Annotated in this window: 16 protein-coding genes; 3 read left to right on the forward strand and 13 right to left on the reverse strand. The window is 71.7% G+C overall.

Annotated elements, in window-relative coordinates; genetic code table 11:
* Positions 1-36 precede the first annotated feature (36 nt).
* From FPZ47_RS06765 to glmS, 4 genes are all read right to left on the reverse strand, one after another.
* Positions 37-1,476 (reverse strand): NAD(P)H-hydrate dehydratase, encoded by a 1,440-nt coding sequence (locus FPZ47_RS06765; protein ID WP_144950033.1) that lies wholly within the window; start codon positions 1,474-1,476, stop codon positions 37-39.
* Positions 1,477-1,565: 89 nt separating this feature from the next.
* Positions 1,566-2,243 carry a rhomboid-like protein gene (locus FPZ47_RS06770; protein ID WP_144950031.1) on the reverse strand — a complete coding sequence of 226 codons (678 nt, stop codon included), beginning with the start codon at positions 2,241-2,243 and terminating at the stop codon, positions 1,566-1,568.
* Positions 2,244-2,331: 88 nt separating this feature from the next.
* Complete coding sequence (locus FPZ47_RS06775; protein ID WP_144949965.1) at positions 2,332-3,180, reverse strand: DUF4436 domain-containing protein; 849 nt, start codon at positions 3,178-3,180, stop codon at positions 2,332-2,334.
* A gap of 132 nt (positions 3,181-3,312) precedes the next feature.
* Positions 3,313-5,190 (reverse strand): glutamine--fructose-6-phosphate transaminase (isomerizing), encoded by a 1,878-nt coding sequence (gene glmS / locus FPZ47_RS06780; RefSeq protein ID WP_144949963.1) that lies wholly within the window; start codon positions 5,188-5,190, stop codon positions 3,313-3,315.
* A gap of 656 nt (positions 5,191-5,846) precedes the next feature.
* On the opposite strand from glmS, the gene FPZ47_RS06785 reads away from it, so the two are divergent.
* From FPZ47_RS06785 to FPZ47_RS06795, 3 genes are read left to right on the forward strand one after another with little or no spacing between them, the layout of a single operon-like run.
* Positions 5,847-6,038, forward strand: coding sequence for an Rv1535 family protein (locus FPZ47_RS06785; RefSeq protein WP_144949961.1), 192 nt, complete (start codon positions 5,847-5,849; stop codon positions 6,036-6,038).
* A gap of 49 nt (positions 6,039-6,087) precedes the next feature.
* Complete coding sequence (locus FPZ47_RS06790; protein WP_144949959.1) at positions 6,088-6,939, forward strand: dienelactone hydrolase family protein; 852 nt, start codon at positions 6,088-6,090, stop codon at positions 6,937-6,939.
* Between the two features lie 46 nt (positions 6,940-6,985).
* The gene (locus FPZ47_RS06795; RefSeq protein ID WP_144949957.1) at positions 6,986-8,029 is read left to right on the forward strand and encodes an LLM class F420-dependent oxidoreductase; all 1,044 of its coding nucleotides are present in this window, start codon (positions 6,986-6,988) and stop codon (positions 8,027-8,029) included.
* Positions 8,030-8,034: 5 nt separating this feature from the next.
* Here FPZ47_RS06795 and FPZ47_RS06800 read toward each other — a convergent pair whose 3' ends face one another.
* The 9 genes from FPZ47_RS06800 to eccCb form a co-directional block, all read right to left on the reverse strand.
* Positions 8,035-9,438: a hypothetical protein gene (locus tag FPZ47_RS06800; RefSeq protein WP_144949955.1), complete on the reverse strand. Its 1,404-nt coding sequence runs from the start codon at positions 9,436-9,438 to the stop codon at positions 8,035-8,037.
* A gap of 2 nt (positions 9,439-9,440) precedes the next feature.
* A complete protein-coding gene (locus FPZ47_RS06805) occupies positions 9,441-9,746 on the reverse strand; it encodes a hypothetical protein (RefSeq protein WP_144949953.1) in 306 nt (101 codons plus the stop codon).
* A 43-nt stretch (positions 9,747-9,789) separates the two neighbouring features.
* Positions 9,790-11,127, reverse strand: coding sequence for a phosphoglucosamine mutase (gene glmM, locus FPZ47_RS06810; RefSeq protein WP_144949951.1), 1,338 nt, complete (start codon positions 11,125-11,127; stop codon positions 9,790-9,792).
* A gap of 152 nt (positions 11,128-11,279) precedes the next feature.
* Positions 11,280-11,693, reverse strand: a complete 414-nt coding sequence (gene rpsI / locus FPZ47_RS06815) for a 30S ribosomal protein S9 (protein ID WP_144950029.1) — start codon at positions 11,691-11,693, stop codon at positions 11,280-11,282.
* 137 nt (positions 11,694-11,830) lie between these two features.
* A complete protein-coding gene (rplM, locus tag FPZ47_RS06820; protein WP_144949949.1) occupies positions 11,831-12,274 on the reverse strand; it encodes a 50S ribosomal protein L13 in 444 nt (147 codons plus the stop codon).
* Between the two features lie 259 nt (positions 12,275-12,533).
* Entirely contained in the window at positions 12,534-12,836 is a 303-nt protein-coding gene (locus FPZ47_RS06825; protein ID WP_144950027.1) for a WXG100 family type VII secretion target, read from the reverse strand.
* Positions 12,837-12,846: 10 nt separating this feature from the next.
* On the reverse strand, positions 12,847-13,164 hold the full coding sequence (locus FPZ47_RS06830) for a WXG100 family type VII secretion target (protein WP_145039364.1): 318 nt from the start codon (positions 13,162-13,164) through the stop codon (positions 12,847-12,849).
* 48 nt (positions 13,165-13,212) lie between these two features.
* A complete protein-coding gene (locus FPZ47_RS06835; protein ID WP_145039367.1) occupies positions 13,213-14,430 on the reverse strand; it encodes a type VII secretion-associated protein in 1,218 nt (405 codons plus the stop codon).
* Positions 14,427-17,008: type VII secretion protein EccCb (gene eccCb, locus FPZ47_RS06840; protein ID WP_145039370.1), on the reverse strand; the 2,582-nt coding region annotated here is incomplete at its 5' end. The genes FPZ47_RS06835 and eccCb, both read right to left, overlap by 4 nt.

Consider the following 17,008-nt stretch of genomic DNA (forward strand, 5'->3'; position numbering starts at 1 on the left):
CACGGGGTTCCTTTCTTGCTGCGACAAGCCTTGCTGCTACAGGGCGGCCAGGGCCGCCCGGATGTGCGGGATGATCCGTGACGCCGACGTCGGCGCGTCGCCGGGCCCGGGATCGGCGGCCGAGGACGCCGCCGCGCGGGCGTGGACGAAGGCGGCCGCCGCGGCCGCCTCGGCCGCCGGCAGTCCGGCCGCCAGCAGCGCGCCGATCATCCCGGACAGCACGTCGCCCGAGCCCGCGGTGGCGGCCCAGGACTGCCCGGCCGGGTTGAGGTAGACGGGGCCGCCGGGGTCGGCGATGACGGTGACATTGCCCTTGAGCAGCACCGTGGCGCCGAGCCCGTCGGCCAGCTTGCGGCAGGCGCCGACCCGGTCGTCTCCGGGCGCGCTGCCGGCCAGCCGGGCGAATTCCCCGGCGTGCGGGGTCAGCACGGTCGGCGCGGCGCGGTTGGCCACCAGTTCGGGCCGCGCCGCCAGGATGGTCAGCGCGTCGGCGTCGACGATCACCGGCAGGTCGGTGTCCAGCGCGAACATCAGGGCCCCGGCGCCGGTCTCGTCGGTGCCCAGCCCGGGCCCGACGACCCAGGCCTGCACCCGCCCGGCCGCGGCCGGGGTGGGTGAGGCGATCACCTCGGGCCACCGCGCGAGCACCTCGGAGTGTGCGCTGCCGGCGTAGCGGACCATGCCGGCGGTGGCCGCGACGGCGGCGCCGGTGCACAGCACGGCCGCGCCCGGGTACGTCGACGAGCCGGCCATCACGCCGGTCACGCCCTGGGTGTACTTGTCGTCCCGGGGGCCGGGCACCGGCCAGCGCGCCACCACGTCGGCGGCCTGCAACCCCAGCGCCTCGACGTCGGGCGGGCCCGGCAGGTCCAGGCCGATGTCGATGAGTTCCACGCGGCCGCAGTCGGCCAGCGCGTGCACCGGCTTGAGCCCGCCGAAGGTGACGGTCACCGCGGCGCATACGGCGGGACCGGTGATCGCCCCGGTCATCACGTCGATGCCGCTGGGAATGTCGACGGCGACCACCGGGATGGCGTCGGCGCCCGGCCTGGCCAGGCCGGCGAACACCTCGGCCGCGGCCGGCCGCAACGGCCCCGACCCGGAGATGCCCACTACCCCGTCGATAACGAGATCCGTTGCCGGGGAGACGCTTTCGACGACGCGACCGCCCGACTTCCGGAACGCCGCCAGCGCTTTGGCGTGGGTGCGGCCCGGATCGAGCAGCACCGCGTCGGCGGCCGCGCCGCGACGGCGCACGAACGTCGCCGCCCACAGCGCGTCGCCGCCGTTGTTCCCCGAGCCGACGACCGCGCAGACCCGGCGTCCGGCCACCCCGCCCGCGCGGGCGGTCAGCTCGGCGATGATCGCGGTGGCCAGCCCGAAGGCCGCGCGTCTCATCAGGGCGCCGTCGGGCAGGCCGGCCAGCAGCGGTGCTTCGGCGTCGCGGATCGCGTCTACGGAGTAGTAATGCCGCATCGAACCCAACACTACGTGTCCGCGCCGGGGCGCACCGTCGCGTGCACCCACGCCGGCTCCCGGCGCGTCAGGACGCCGTCAGGCCTTCGTCATGGCGAGGCCTCGCCGGAGCGGAACCGCCGCAGCGCGTACCTGAGCTTGGCCGGGCCCAGTTGCATGCCGCCCTTGGTGCGGGTCAGCGGGTAGAAGCAGAGCCCGATGAGGATCGCGGCGAAGTGCCCGATCGCGGTGAATTGGAGTTCGACGCGGTTCATCGTGAGCAGCGGGAAGCCGAAGATGACGAACAACACCCCGAGGTAGCCCCAGCGCCACGGTCGCGCGATGTGGTAGGTCAGCACGGCCATCACGCCGACCAGGAAATAGCTGACCCCGATGTCGCGGGCCAGCACCAGCCTTTCCGACGCGCTGCGGTCCTCGATCGCGAAGTAGAGCATGCCCTCGCCGATGTAGGTGGCGAGAATGTGCGACGTCAGTCCCACGGTGAGCCACCGCAGCTGGCGCAGCCAGTGTTCGGCCGGCGCGAGGAACAGCGTGAACAGCAGCAGGTACGGTTCCAGGTCCTTGCCGTCGATCCACAGCAGGCTGGCGAACAGCACGTCGAGGGGATCGGAGCCCAGCCCGCGGATGTTGGTGGAGCGGTGCAGCAACACCGCGTGCAACTGCTGGCCGGTGAGGTCGTTCTGGATCAGCGTCGTGATCGTCAGCACCAGCAACCAGCCGTAGGTCAGCGGCGCGTCGCTGACCCAATGCCACACCGCGAGCGCCATGCCGCCCGCTCGCCCCCGCACCGATGTGTTCGCCACACCCTCAACCTTCGCATGCCCGGCGCCGCGCCGCGGAACCGCGACAAACGCGTCAGGAGCCCGAGGCGTTGTCCGGCCTCAGGTGCCGCCACCAGCAGTTGATGTAGAGGGCCATCGACACCGCCAGCGCGGCGAGCACCCACAGGACGATCGTGATGTCGATCCAGCTGCCGAACGGCGGCGAGCCGGGCAGCGCGTTGCGCAGCGGCACCACCGCGAAGAGCATCGCCGCGTACCAGGTCGTCATCGGCGGCTGGAACTTGCGCCGGTCACGCGCGGTCTGGATCGCGACGACCAGGGCCAGGACGGCGATCGTGATCAGGACGCCGAGGATGACGATGGCGAACGCCGCCGTGCTGAGCGACCGCTGCAGGCTCACCCGGTACGGGCCCTGCCCGTTGCGGTTGCCGGCGGCGACCTCCCACCCGGAGAGATGGTTGACGAACTTCACGGGCACGCGGATGGGCTCGGATTCGTCGCCGCGGAACAGTTCGACCTCGACGGGCCCGGAACGGTAGTGGTCGAAGGGCCAGCGTTCGATCTCGCCGGCGATGGTCAGCGGAACGGGGAACGTGCCCGGCAGCATGCCCTTGGTCCACGTGCGGCGGGTCGGCGAGGCCACCGACCTGACCCGCAGGCTGAGGTTTTCGTTGAGGTGGTGGGTTTGCGGGTCCAGCAGCGCCGAGCCGGGAATCACGGTCAGGTTGGCGACGAGCACGCTGTAATTCGACTGGATGTCTTCGACGTTCATGGTCGCCAGCGTCGCCTCGCCGCCGGGCGGCGTCATCGTCCGCTGGCGGCCCGGACCGCCGGCGGCATACAGCGCGACCGCGGCCACGTACGCCCCGATGATGCCCACGACCAGACCCACGACGCCGAATCTGCCGACCGCCGCCCGCATGCTGCTCCCCTTTTTTTGCACCCCGGTTTTTTGCATCCCGGTGAACTGTCCCCGAGGAATGTAATGCAAGGAAGCGGTGCGCGGCGCCGATACCGCCAACGGCGCGGGAGCGGGCGGCGGGGCGGCCGGTGCCTACTCCACGGTGACGGACTTGGCCAGGTTGCGCGGTTTGTCGACGTCGTAGCCGCGGGCCTGCGCCACCGACGCGGCGAACACCTGCAGCGGCACCGTAGACAGCAGGGGCTGCAAAAGCGTTGACACCGAGGGTATTTCGATCAGGTGATCGGCGTAGGGGCGCACGGTTTCGTCGCCCTCCTCGGCGATGACGATGGTAATCGCGCCGCGTGTCTGGACTTCCCGGATGTTGGAGAGCAGCTTGGCGTGCAACGTGGCCTGCCCCTTGGGCGAGGGCATGATCACGATGACCGGCAGGCCGTCTTCGATCAACGCGATCGGGCCGTGCTTGAGCTCGCCGGCGGCGAAGCCCTCGGCGTGCATGTAGGCCAGCTCCTTGAGTTTGAGCGCGCCTTCCAGCGCCACCGGGTAGCCGACGTGGCGGCCCAGGAACAGCACCGTCGAGGACCGGGCGAACCGGTAGGCCAGGTCGGCCACCGGCCCGATCGTCGCGAGCATCCGGGCCACCAGCTCGGGCATCGCTTCCAGCTCGCGGTATTCGCGCTCGACCTCGTCGGGGTACTTGGTGCCGCGGGCCTGCGCCAGCGCCAGCCCGACCAGGTAGTTCGCGGTGACCTGGGCCAGGAAGGTCTTGGTGGAGGCCACGCCGATCTCCGGGCCCGCGCGCGTGTAGAGCACCGCATCGCATTCGCGGGGGATCTGCGAGCCGTTGGTGTTGCAGATCGCCAGCACCTTGGCCTTCTGTTCCTTGGCGTGGCGCACCGCTTCCAGCGTGTCGGCGGTCTCGCCGGACTGCGAGATGGCGACCACCAGCGTGCTGCGGTCCAGCACCGGGTCCCGGTAGCGGAATTCGCTGGCCAGCTCCACCTCCACCGGCAGCCGGGTCCAGTGCTCGATCGCGTACTTGGCCAGCAGCCCGGAGTGGTAGGCGGTGCCGCAGGCGACCACGAACACCTTGTCGATGTCGCGGAGCTCCTGGTCGCTCAGTCGCTGCTCGTCCAGCACGATGCGACCGTCGACGAAATGCCCGAGCAGGGTGTCGGCCACCGCGGTGGGCTGTTCGGCGATCTCCTTGAGCATGAAGTACTCGTAGCCGCCCTTCTCGGCGGCGGCCAGGTCCCAGTCGATATGGAAGATTCGGGCACTCGCGTCGTCCGGGTTGCCGTCGAAGTCAGTGATCCGGTAGCCGTCCGCGGTCAGCACCACGGCCTGGTCCTGGCCCAGTTCGACGGCCCGGCGGGTGTGCGTGATGAACGCCGCCACGTCGGAGCCGACGAACATCTCGCCGTCGCCGATGCCCAGCACCAGCGGTGTGGACCGGCGGGCGGCGACGATGGTGCCGGGCGCGTCGGCACTGGCGAACACCAGCGTGAAATGGCCCTCCAGCCGGCGCAGCACGGCAAGCACCGACGCGGGGAAGTCGCCGGCCGTGGCGCCGTGGCGGTATGCCCGCGCCACCAGGTGCACCGCGACCTCGGTGTCGGTGTCGCTGGCGAACTCCACCCCGGCCGTCTCCAGCTCCTGGCGCAGGGCCGCGAAATTCTCGATGATGCCGTTGTGGACGACGGCGATCCGGCCGGCGGCGTCGCGGTGCGGGTGGGCGTTGCGATCGGTGGGGCGGCCGTGGGTGGCCCAGCGCGTGTGGCCGAGGCCGGTGGTGCCGGCCAGCGAGGCCTCGGAAGATGCGGCCATCTCGGCGACCGCCTGCTCGAGGTTGGCCAGCCGGCCGGCGCGGCGGCGCACGGTGAGCCGACCGTGCGCGTCGACCAGCGCGATCCCCGACGAGTCGTAGCCGCGGTACTCCATCCGGCGCAGCGCGTCCATGACGACCTCGTGGGCGGGACGCTGCCCGACGTAGCCGACGATTCCGCACATCCATCCCAGGGTAGTGCAGCGCCACCGTCGGTGCGGTGACGCACGCGGACGGCCCGGGCCCGGCCGTGGGGCGTGCCCGACGCCGACAGCGCGCCGCGGCCGATGCGGCCGGATTCATATCGACCTCCGGAAAAGCGCCGGTTCGTCATCTGGTGTATTTCCGCCGTTTTCGACGGCTTCATCGAAGCCGCGGACCCGGGCCCCTGAGGTGCGAAATATCAGCGAATACCGGCAACCACCGGTGCGTCGGGTGTGCGGCGATATCCGAATACCGGTACCTGGCCGGATTTCGACGCTCGCCGGGCACCGGAGTCAGCGGAAAAAAACGACGGAGCCGACGCCGCCCCTGGTCACGAAAGCACGGATTCCCGGGTCGTCTCCGCAGACGAATAGCGCAGCATTTCACCGGCTATCGCGCAGGGTTGCGCCGTACACGGCCCGATCACCCTTCATTTACCACGAGTTTTTGCGGTGGCCATCAACGCCGACGAACCCGCGGCGCCAACACCGCGTCGTGCGTGGCACCGAAGATTTGTGTTCAGCAAATGTTTCGCGACACGCCAACGTCCGATGGGTCATGGCCGTCAATTGCAAATGGAGAATTCGCAGCGGATCGCATCGCAACGGTCATCGATCCGCGCTTCGAGGAGAGAACCATGACAGCTGCGCTCCACGACGAAGTCCTGTACGCCGAAAGAGCCCCGGCCCCGCCGTGCCCGCGCCGGCAATCGCCGATCGTCGGCGCCGGTGACCCGCTGGTGGACGCCGCCGCCCGCCTATTGAGCATTCCGCTGCGCCAGCTCTACGCGGCACTGTGGCGGGTGGGGGTCATCGAGTTGCGGGCGTAACGGCCGCCGAGGCGCCCGGCGCACCGCCGCGGTGCGCTAACGTCGTCGGGTGGCCCGCATCCGCAAGCTCGTCGCGACCCTCAGCCGCCGTGGCCCGCACCCGGTTTTGCGCGGTGACCTGGCTTTCGCGGGCCTGCCGGGGGTGGTCTACACCCCCGAGGCGGGGCTGAACCTTCCCGGTGTGGCATTCGGCCACGACTGGCTCACCGGCGCCGCCCGTTATCACGGTCTTCTGGAGCACCTGGCGTCGTGGGGCATCGTGGCCGGCGCTCCCGACACCGAGCGTGGCATGGCGCCGTCGGTGCTGAACCTGGCGTTCGATCTCGGTACCGCGCTCGACATCATGGCGGGTGTCCGCCTCGGGCCGGGCAAGATCAGCGTCCATCCCGCCAAGCTCGGCCTGGCGGGCCACGGGTTCGGCGGTTCGGCCGCCGTGTTCGCCGCCGCCGGCATGGCCGGGATGGCCGGCGAGCCGGCCGGGGCGGTGGCGGCGATTTTCCCGACGGCGACCAGTCCCCCGGCCGAGGCGCCGGCCGCGACGCTGGGGGTTCCTGGCCTGATTCTGACCGCGCCCGGAGACCCCGCGTCGCTGAACTCCAACGCACTGGCCCTGTCGCACGCATGGCAGGCGGCCACGCTGCGCACCGTCCGCAAAGCCGAACCCGGCGGGCTGGCCGAGGGCCGGCGACTGCCCAAAGCCTTCGGGCTGGCCGGCTCGCACCGGCGCACGCAGCGCGCGGTCCGTGCGCTGCTGACCGGGTACCTGCTCTGCACGCTCGGCGGCGACAAGGCCTACCGCGACTTCGCTGATCCGGACGTGCACCTGCCCAAGACCGATCAGGTGGATCCCGAGACCCCGCCGGTTTCGCTGGGAGAAAAGATCGTCGCGCTGCTGAAATAGCGCGGGCCGCCGCAGCTGGCCGGGGCCGCCGTGGTATCTGTCGTGGGTGCGCATCGGGATCGCTCTGGATTATTCGGGTGGCTTTCACCGGGCCGTCGACCGCGTCGTAGAACTGGAGAAGTCGGGCCTCGACATCGCGGTGGTGGCCGAGGCCTATTCCTTCGACGCCATCAGCCAGCTCGGGTACCTGGCCGCCAAGACGGACACCGTCGAGTTGGCCTCGGGTGTGGTTCCCCTCTACCTGCGGACGCCATCGCTGCTGGCCATGACCGCCGCGGGCCTGGACTTCGTGTCCGACGGCCGGTTCCGCCTCGGGATCGGCACGTCCGGACCCCAGGTGATCGAGGGATTTCACGGCGTGGAGTTCGACGCGCCGTTGGGCCGCACCCGCGAGGTCGTGGAGATCTGCCGGAAGGTGTGGCGGCGGGAACGGCTGCAATTCGCCGGCAAGCATTATCAGATCCCGGTGCCGCCCGACCGGGGCACGGGACTGGGCAAACCTCTTCAGCTGATCAATCACCCGGTGCGCGAACGTATTCCGATAACGATCGCCGCGCTGGGCCCGAAGAACGTAGAACTGACCGCCGAGATCGCCGAAGGCTGGCAGCCGGTGTTTTACCTGCCCGAGAAGGCCGAGTCCGTCTGGGGCGGGGCGCTGGCTGCCGGTGCCGCCAAACGCGATCCCGCACTGGGGCCGCTGGATGTCATGGTGCACGCGTCGCTGGCCATCGGTGACGGCGTCGAGGAGCGGCTGGCCTGGGTGAAGCCGCAGCTGGCCCTCTACATCGGTGGGATGGGCGCCAGGGGCCGCAACTTCTACCACAACCTCGCCACCCGGTATGGATTCGGCGAGGTCGCCGACCGGATCCAGGAGCTGTATCTGTCGGGCCGCAAGCGAGAGGCCACCGACGCCGTGCCCGACGAGTTGGTGCGCGGGATCTCGCTCGTCGGCCCCCGTGGGTTCGTCGCCGAACGCCTGGCCGCTTTCGCCGAGTCGGGGGTGACGACGGTGTTGGCCAGTCCGGTGGTCGCCGATCCAGGGGAATCGGTGCGTCAGGTCGAGGAGCTTCTCGAGCTGCGACCCGCCTGAACTCGTCACTGGCCCGCCTGCGGCAGCTGGTCCGCGGCGATCTCACATGGTGTCGACGCCTCATCCACCGCGAGTGCCGGGTCGCCGGGCGGCGGTGCCACGGGACCGGGTGCGGCGACCGGCGCTGGCGCATCGACCGCCTGGGACTGGTCACCGGGTTGGGACTGGTCACCGGGTTGCGACTGGTCACCGGGTTGGGACTGGTCACCGGGTTGGGACTGGTCGGCCTCATGCGTTTGGTCGACGTCTTCGCCATCGTCGCCGGAGTCCTGCTCGTCGGCGTCGTCGCCCCTGCCGTCGGGATGGAAGGGATCGTCGCTGTCGGAGTCGTCCGCGCCGCTCAGTGCGTCGTCGAACGCCGACGGGTCGGCGAGCTGGCCGGCCGAACCGAGCAGGCCGCTGATGGTATCGACGATCCGCCCCGCAAGTCCGCTCAAACCGCCCAGCCCGCCCAGACCGCCGCCCAGGCCGCCGCCCAGACCGCCGGCGGGCATACCCGCGGCGTCACCGAGCGCCGCTCCCCAGTCCGGCGCCGGCGCCACGGGTGCCGTGGCAGCGACCGGCGGCGGGGGGTCGGCCGGCATGGGCGCCGGCGCCACGGGTGCCGTGGCAGCGACCGGTGGCGGGGGGTCGGTCGGCCCAAGCGGCACCACCGCGGCGGGTACCGCGGCCGCGGGTGCGACCGGCGCCGGCGGCGGGTCCGGTTGGTAGGCCGGCCCGAAATCGCCGGGGACCTCGAAGTACGCCGTCGGCGCGGCAGCCATCCTGTCGATGACCATGTCGTAGGACGCCGCGATCCCCGCCCTGGTCGAACGCATCGCGGTCAGCCAGTCGTTGCGGATGTCGTTGTCGACGTAGGGATGTATCTCGTCACGGACGACCTGCTCGACGGCCGCCTTGTCGCCGGCCCCGTGGGTGGCCGCCGCGGCGGCCGCCAACCACGCCGCTCGCTGCGCCTGCGTGCGATCGTCGATGGCGATGGCCGTGGCGACCTTCGAGTCGAGCAGATACCAGAGATTGTCGCGCAGCGACTCGCACCGCTGCGCCGCGGCACGGACCTCGGTGGCCACGGTGTCGGACACATCGCAATGGCGCTGCAGGAACGCGATGGCGGCGGCACCGCCCGGACCCGTCCATGCCGCGGCCAATTCGTCCACCTGGGCCCGCTGCATGCGGAGGCCTTCGGCCACCGCGGCGCCCGCCGCCCGCAATTCCGCGCAGTCGCGATCCAGCGCGTGCAGGTCCAGGCCCTGTTCGCTGTCGTACCAGTCGTGGATCTGGGACGGGCGCGCCGTCAGGTCGGGCTCCCGGTAGCCGAGCGCGCGGCAGGCCCGCACGTAGCTCTGGGTGTGCTCGACGGCGAGCCGGCCGTCGGTGAGGCGTTGTTGGACGTCCAACCGGTCGGCCATGCTCAGGCGATCCGTCTGGCGGCATACAGTTCGGCGTCGGCATAGCGGTCGGCGCTGGCCCGCAGGGCAACGGCGACCGCCGCGGACGCCCGTGACCACTGCGACAACTCGGCCGCGAGTCGCTGCAGGCCGGCCCGCAGTGCGTCGCCGCGCGCAGCATACGCGCGGCCGGCGCCGGCCCCGCCGAACGTCAGCCTGGCCAGGTGCGCGCCCACGGCGTCGTCGATCAGTTCGGCAGCCGCCCTCAATCGGTCGGCGACCCCGTGCACGGCCACCACGTCGACTGCGGCAGAACTACGTTCTCTCATGCCTGTTCCGACGCCGGCAGCGGCGCCGGGGTTCCGGCGAAGATCAGCTCGCGGCGCTGACCGCTTCGGCGACTCGGGCGGCGATCCGCTCGGCGACGTCCCTGGCCGGCGCTTCCACCATGACACGGATCACCGGTTCGGTGCCGGAGGGCCGCAACAGGATTCGGCCGGTTTCACCCAGCTCGCCGGTGGCCGCCGCGACCGCAGCCTGTACCGAGGGCGCGGCGGAAGCGGTCGCCCTGTCGGCGACCTCAACGTTGATCAGCACCTGGGGCAGCGTCTGCATCCTCGCGGCGAGCTCGGCCAGCGAGGCGCCGGTCTGCACCATGCGCGTCATCAATCGCAGACCGGTGACGGTGCCGTCCCCGGTGGAGCCCAGTGCGGGCATCACGATGTGGCCGGACTGCTCCCCGCCGAGGCTGTAGTCGCCGGCGCGCAACTCCTCCAGCACGTGACGGTCGCCGACGCCGGTGGTGCGCACGGTGATGCCGGCCGCACGCATGGCCAGGTGCAGCCCCAGGTTGCTCATCACGGTAGTGACCAGCGTGTCCGAGGCCAGTTCCCGGGCCTCCTGCATCGCCAGCGCGAGCACGACCATGATCGCGTCGCCGTCGACGACGTGTCCACCGGCGTCGACGGCCAGGCACCGATCGGCGTCGCCGTCGTGCGCCAGGCCGAGGTCGGCACCGTGTGCGACGACCGCCGCGCGCAGCGCATCCAGGTGCGTCGACCCGCAGCCGTCGTTGATGTTGAGCCCGTTGGGCTCGGCGTTGATCGCGATGACCCGCGCCCCGGCCGCGCGGTACGCGGTCGGGGCGGTCGACGACGCCGCCCCGTGGGCGCAGTCGACGACCACGGTGAGGCCGTCGAGCCGCAGCGTGCTGGCCTTGCCGACGTGGCGCAGATAGCGCTCCGCGGCATCCTCGGCGTCGATCACCCGGCCGATCCCCGCACCGACCGGCCGCCCCCCGGGTGCGGCGGCAACCAGTTCCTCGATCCGGTCCTCGCCGTCGTCGTCGAGTTTGTGGCCGCCGGGACCGAAGACCTTGATGCCGTTGTCGGGCATCGGGTTGTGCGAGGCCGAGATCATCACGCCGAAGTCGGCGTCGTAGGCGCCGGTCAGGTAGGCCACCGCCGGGGTGGGCAGCACCCCGACCCGCAGGGCGTCGACACCCTGGCTGGTCAGCCCGGCGATCACCGCGGCTTCCAGCATCTCCCCGCTGGCGCGGGGGTCCCGGCCCACCACGGCGACCCGCCGGCCGGGCCCACCCGGCCGCGCCAGATGCCCGGCCGCGGCCATGCCCAGTGCCAGCGCCAGCTCGGCGGTCAACTCGCGATTGGCGACCCCACGAACTCCGTCGGTGCCGAATAGTCGACCCATGCGGACAAACCTCTCACAGTTTGGACGGTCCGGCACCTGACGTGCCCGTTCTTTTCTGACCGAAGCCGCGCGCGAATACGCGCAGACACGCCGGAAACGGCGCACAACGTCTCCTGCGAGATGCCGCTTCGCGGCCAGAAGGTGACCGCCGATCAGCGCTTGCTGTACTGGGGCGCCTTACGCGCCTTCTTCAGGCCGTACTTCTTGCGCTCGGTGGCACGCGGATCACGGGTGAGGAAGCCGGCCTTCTTCAGCGCCGGGCGATCCTCCGGCTGCGCCAGGATCAGCGCGCGGGCGATACCCAGGCGCAGCGCACCGGCCTGGCCCGACGGGCCGCCGCCGGTCAGGTGGGCGAAGATGTCGAAGTTCTCCGCCCGGTCCACCGTGACCAGCGGCGCCTTGATGAGCTGCTGGTGCACCTTGTTGGGGAAGTAGGCCTCCAGGCTGCGGCCGTTGAGGTCGAATTTGCCGGTGCCGGGCACCAGCCGCACCCGCACCACGGCCTCCTTGCGGCGGCCGACGGTCTGGATAGGCCGCTCGAACACGTAGGAGTCGCCGGCGCGCACGCCGGGGGCCGCGGCCGTCTCGGTGGTCTCCGGGACCTCAACTGCGACTTCCGGCGCTTCGGTGACTTCAGTGACTTCCGGCGCTTCGATGGCTTCGGTGGCTTGCGGGGCTTCTTCCACGGCTTCGGGCGTCTCGGTCACTGGGCCACCTGCTTGATCTCGAACGGAACCGGCTGCTGCGCGGCGTGGGGGTGCTCCGGGCCGGCGTAGACGTGCAGCTTGCGCTGGATCTGCCGGCTGAGCTTGTTCTTGGGCAGCATGCCGACGATCGCCTTTTCGACCACGCGGTCCGGGTGCTTCTGCATCAGCTCGCCAATGGTGCGTTTGCGCAGGCCGCCGGGGTATCCCGAGTGGCGGTAAGCCAGCTTGTCGCGCAACTTCTCGGGTCCGATGGCGACCTTGTCGGCGTTGATGACGATGACGAAGTCGCCGCCATCGACGTTGGGGGCGAACGTCGGCTTGTGCTTACCGCGCAGCAGGGTGGCTGCCGCGACGGCAAGACGGCCAAGCACCACGTCCGTGGCGTCGATGACATGCCACGACCGCGTGGTGTCACCCGCCTTCGGCGCATAGGTGGGCACAGCGCTTACCTTCTCTTCTCGGGGTGAGTCCCGGTGCGACCCGGGTGCCGGTCAGGCGTCATCCGGTGGGGGCTGGTCTCGGCGACCGACATTGACCCGAGGCCCCGGCGTTACCGCACGCCAACGAAGCAGCTTACCGACGGACGTCCCCGCAGGTCAACTTTCGCGGGCATCTTGACGTGATGCATTACGAATCGCTGTGTGGTCCCGGCGGCTCTCCTCCGCCGGGACCACACAGCCGTCCGTGGGAGCGCGACGGCTACCGCGCCCAGAGACCGGCGGCCCTGCGGTCGGCGTCGGCCACCTCCTCGGCGCCGTCGCGGACGGCGTTGCCGAGGTCGACGAGGATCTCGTTGAGCGCGGTCGCCGCCTGATGCCACCTCAGCTGCTCCACCTGGTAGGCGGCCGCCGCTTCGCGGGTCCATAGCTGCTGCAGTGGGGCGATCTGCGCTCTCAACTCCTCCAGCGCGGCGTTGAAGCGCGCCGACGTGGCATGGATCTCCTGGCGCACCGCGTATTCGATCTCGCCGAAGTTGTAGGACAGCACCGCGTCCACGACTATCTCCTTCCGGTCACAGGTGTCCGCCGGAGGCGGCGACGCGGTGGGCGTGGTGATCAGCGGCCTCCTGCAGGGCGGCCGCGTTGTGCCGGATCGTCTCGGCGATGGCGTGCAGGACGTGGTGGAGCCGCATCGACTCGGCGTTCCAGCGATCCACCACCTCCTTGAACCGCGCCGCCGCGGGCCCGCCCCAGACCGACGGCGGCACGCCGCCCATGCGGCCGATGAACGCCTGCAGCATCGCCCGGAGTTCTTCGTTGCGGGTGTCGGTCGTGGCCGCGACCGAGCGCATCAGGTCGAAGTCGGTGCTCAGTGTGGTGGAGGTCTCCATATCAGGTTCGACCGCGGCGGGCCGCGTTCGGTTCCACCCGATGCCGATTCATCCGACCGCGTGCGCGGAGCGGACCGCCTGCTCGCACACGTCGCGCACGGCGTCGTAGCCGCCGGGCCGGCTCTGGCACCCGACGCTGATCCGGACGGCGCCGTCCAGCACCACCGTCCACCGCACGTGGTGCTGGGCGCGCACCTCGCGATAGGTGACCGCGGGGCGGCCCGCGCTCGTCCCGGACGGGTCGAAGTCGACGAACACCGCCGCCGACTCGGCGGCGATGGCCCGTTTCAGCCGCTCGGCGGCGCCGCTCAGCGCCTCACCGGCCGCCGGCGACTGGGTGATGTGCAGCGCGACCTCGGGATCGGACGGCGACGTGACCTGCACCCGTGCCGAACCGGGCCCGGTGACCACGCGCCGGGCCGGCCAGTCGGCCGGCACCGTGAGCGCGACTCTGCCTTCCACCAGAAACGTCGAGGCCGCGCCGCGCGCGGGTGCCGCGGCGTGCTGTCCGCCCGGGGCCACGGCCGGGGCTGCCGCGGCCAGCACGATGGCGGCGGCCGTGAACCCGGTGCGCAGCCGGGACCGCGGGCGGACCCCCTTGGCGGCCGGCCGCGGCGCCGCGGTCCGGGTGGCGTTGGCCGGGGGCGGCGCGGCCGAGCGGGCCAGCCGCGCCACGCCGGCGTCGTCGACGGGAACGACCGTGCGCCCGCCACCGCGCACCGCACCGCCGAGCGACCTCGCGAGCGCCGCCGCCCCGGTGACCGTGCCCGGCGCGTCGACGACCACCGTGCCCGTCGTCGCGGCAAGAACCGTCGCAACCTCCTCGGCCGCACGGCGGGGCCCCGTCGCGCGGGGTATCGCGACCACCTGGGCACCGGCGACCACCACCAACCGCTCGGCGATCTCGACCACCACCGCCGCCCCCGCCCCGCACGCCCGCGCCAACAGCCAGGACCGCGGGCGCACCAGCACGTCGTCGGCCAGCGTGCGCGCGGCCGCGGTGACCACGCCGACACGCGAGGACGACCACCACGACGGGTGCACGAGGAGCAGCGTTTCCCCGGCTTGCGGGCACAGCGACGATCGCAGCGCGGCGCGCCACAGCACGTCGACGCTCACCGGCCGCTCCCCGAGCAGGGCCACCCGGTCGTCGATCGCGTCCAGGGCCGCCGCCACGACTGCGTCATCGGCGAATACATCTGCCGTACAACATAATCTGCGGATGGTGCCGGGCCCCGTCTCAAGGATCGCGCGGTGCGCGCTCACGGTGCGCTCCAGGCCACCTGGATCAGCTGTTCGTCACCGGGACGGGTGACCAGGATGCCGCGCCCCGGCGGCAAGCGCACCGGCCGACCGGAACCGAAAGACGCTCCGTCACCGGGACATCCGCTCATCCTCAGTTCGGTGCAGCCCAGGTCGCGCAGGCCCGCCAGGAGCGGCTCGAACAATGCCCGTTCGGTGCCCCCGCAGCGCCGGGCGAGCACCAGGTGCAGACCCAGATCGCTTGCGTACGGCAGGTATTCGGCCACGCCCACCAGTGGATTGCCCGAGGGGGCGGCGACCAGGTCGTAGTCGTCGACCAGCACGTAGATATCCGGTCCGGACCACCAGGACCCGGCCCGCAGCTGTGCCTGGCTCACGCCCGCGGGAGGCATCCGCTCCCGGAGCCGGTCCAGCAGCTCCGGGAGCAGCGCGGCCAGCGCCGCCGGCGACGCGGCATAGCCGCCGACGTGTTCGGTTTCGACCGCGCCCAGCAGCGCTCGACGGAAGTCGACGATCAGCAGGTGAGCCTCGGCCACGCTCGCGGTCCGCGCGAGCTCCCGGCACAGCAGCCGCAGGGCGGCGGTCTTTCCGCACTCGTTGTCCCCGATGATCAACAGGTGCGGGTGCCGCACGAAATCCACTGCCACCGGCTGCAATCGGCGCTCCTCGAGGCCGAGCAGGACACCCGCGCGGGATGCTGCGCCCGCGGCGCCCACGACGGTGTGGTGGTCCACGTGCGTGGGCAGCAGCGGTATGGGCGGCGCCGCCGAGTCACTGTGCGGGATCTTCTCGGCCGGCGCGGCGATCACCATGTGCATGCCGTCGGGCGAGATGCCGCGGCCCGGCCTGTCGCGGGGCACGTGCTGCGCCGCCTTGCGATCGAGTTCGGAGTCGGCGGGATCGCCGAGCCGCAACTCGATGCGGGTGCCGATCTGGTCCCGCAGCGACGGCCTGATGTCGGCCCACCGCGCCGCCGCGAGCACCACGTGCACGCCGAACGAAAGTCCCTGGGCGGCAAGCGTGGTGATCGGAGCCTCCAATTCCTCGAACTCGTGCCGCACACTCCCCCAGCCGTCGATCACCAGGAAGACGTCGCCGAACGGATCGTCTTGCGCAACCGCGCGCCGCGCACGCCACCGGCGATACTGGGCGATCGAGTCGATGTGGTGCTCGCCGAAGACGGCCTCGCGCGAGCGCACCACCGACGCGCACTCGGCGACCACGCGCGCCGCGAGCCGCGGTTCGGCCCGGCCCGCGACGGCACCCACGTGCGGCCAGGCGCGCACCGAGGCCAGCGCGCCGCCGCCGAAATCCAGGCAGTAGAACTGAACCCGGCCCGGGTCGTGGGTGGCGGCCAACGCGGTGATCAGGGTGCGCAGCGCCGTGGACTTCCCGCTTTGGGGCGCCCCGACGACCGCCACATTGCCCGCGGCCGCCGACAAGTCGACCAGCAGCGGCGTCCGGCGCTGCTCGAACGGGCGGTCGACGATGCCGATGGGAACCGTCAGTGCGCGCGGCGCGAAATCGCGCAGCAGGGTGTCCAGCGCCGGCGACGGACCCAACGGCGGCAGCCACACCCGGTGCGCCGGCGGCCCGTGCCCGCACAACCGGTCCACAACCGCGCGCAGGACCGTCGGCGCGGCGCCGGGCGCCGCGACCCGGGTCACCGGCCCGGCCGCGCGGGTGTCGAACCGGCGCACCGCGGGCCCCGGCCCCGGCCCCGCCACCGGCCCCGGCACCGACCGCAGCGGGCCCGACACGCAGGCGGCCTGGAAGCGGACCGGCTCGCCGCTGCCCGCGCGCAGGTAGCCCGCGCCGGGTGTGTTCGGTAATTCGTAGGCGTCGGGCGTACCCAGCACCAGGCGGGATTCGCCGGCGGACAACGTCTTCAGGCACAACCGGTAGGACAGGTGGGCCTCCAGGCCTCTCAACCTGCCCTCCTCGAGGCGCTGACTGGCCAGCAGCAGGTGCATGCCCAGCGAGCGGCCCACCCGGCCGATCGCCACGAAGGTGTCGGCGAAATCGGGATGCCGGCTGAGCAGTTCGGAGAACTCGTCGACGATGATGAACAACGACGGCAGCGCGCTCAGCGCGGCGCCGTCGCGGCGGGCGCGTTCGTAGGCCGCGGCACCGACGCACCCGGCCGCCCGCAACAGCTCCTGGCGACGGTTCATCTCGCCGGCCAGCGCGTCCCGCATCCGGGCCACCAGCGGCGCGTCGTCGACCAGGTTGGTGATGACCGCCGCGACGTGTGGTGCGCCTGCCATGTCGAGAAACGTTGCGCCCCCTTTGAAGTCGACGAGCAGCAGGTTGAGCGCGGCCGGCGAGTGCAGCGCCATCATGCCCAGTGCGACGGTCCGCAGCAGTTCGGACTTGCCCGACCCGGTGGCCCCCACACACAGGCCGTGCGGGCCGACGCCGCCCTCGGCGGGCTCCTTGATGTCGAGCCGCAGCGGCGCGCCGTCGGCCCCGGCGCCGATGGGCACGCACAGCCGGTCACGCTCGTTTGCGCCGCGCCACGACAGGGCCGGGTCGAAGCCGGCGAGGTCGCCGATCCCCGCCAGACCCGGCCACCCGGAAC

The organism is Mycobacterium helveticum, from assembly GCF_007714205.1.
Lineage (GTDB): Bacteria > Actinomycetota > Actinomycetes > Mycobacteriales > Mycobacteriaceae > Mycobacterium > Mycobacterium helveticum.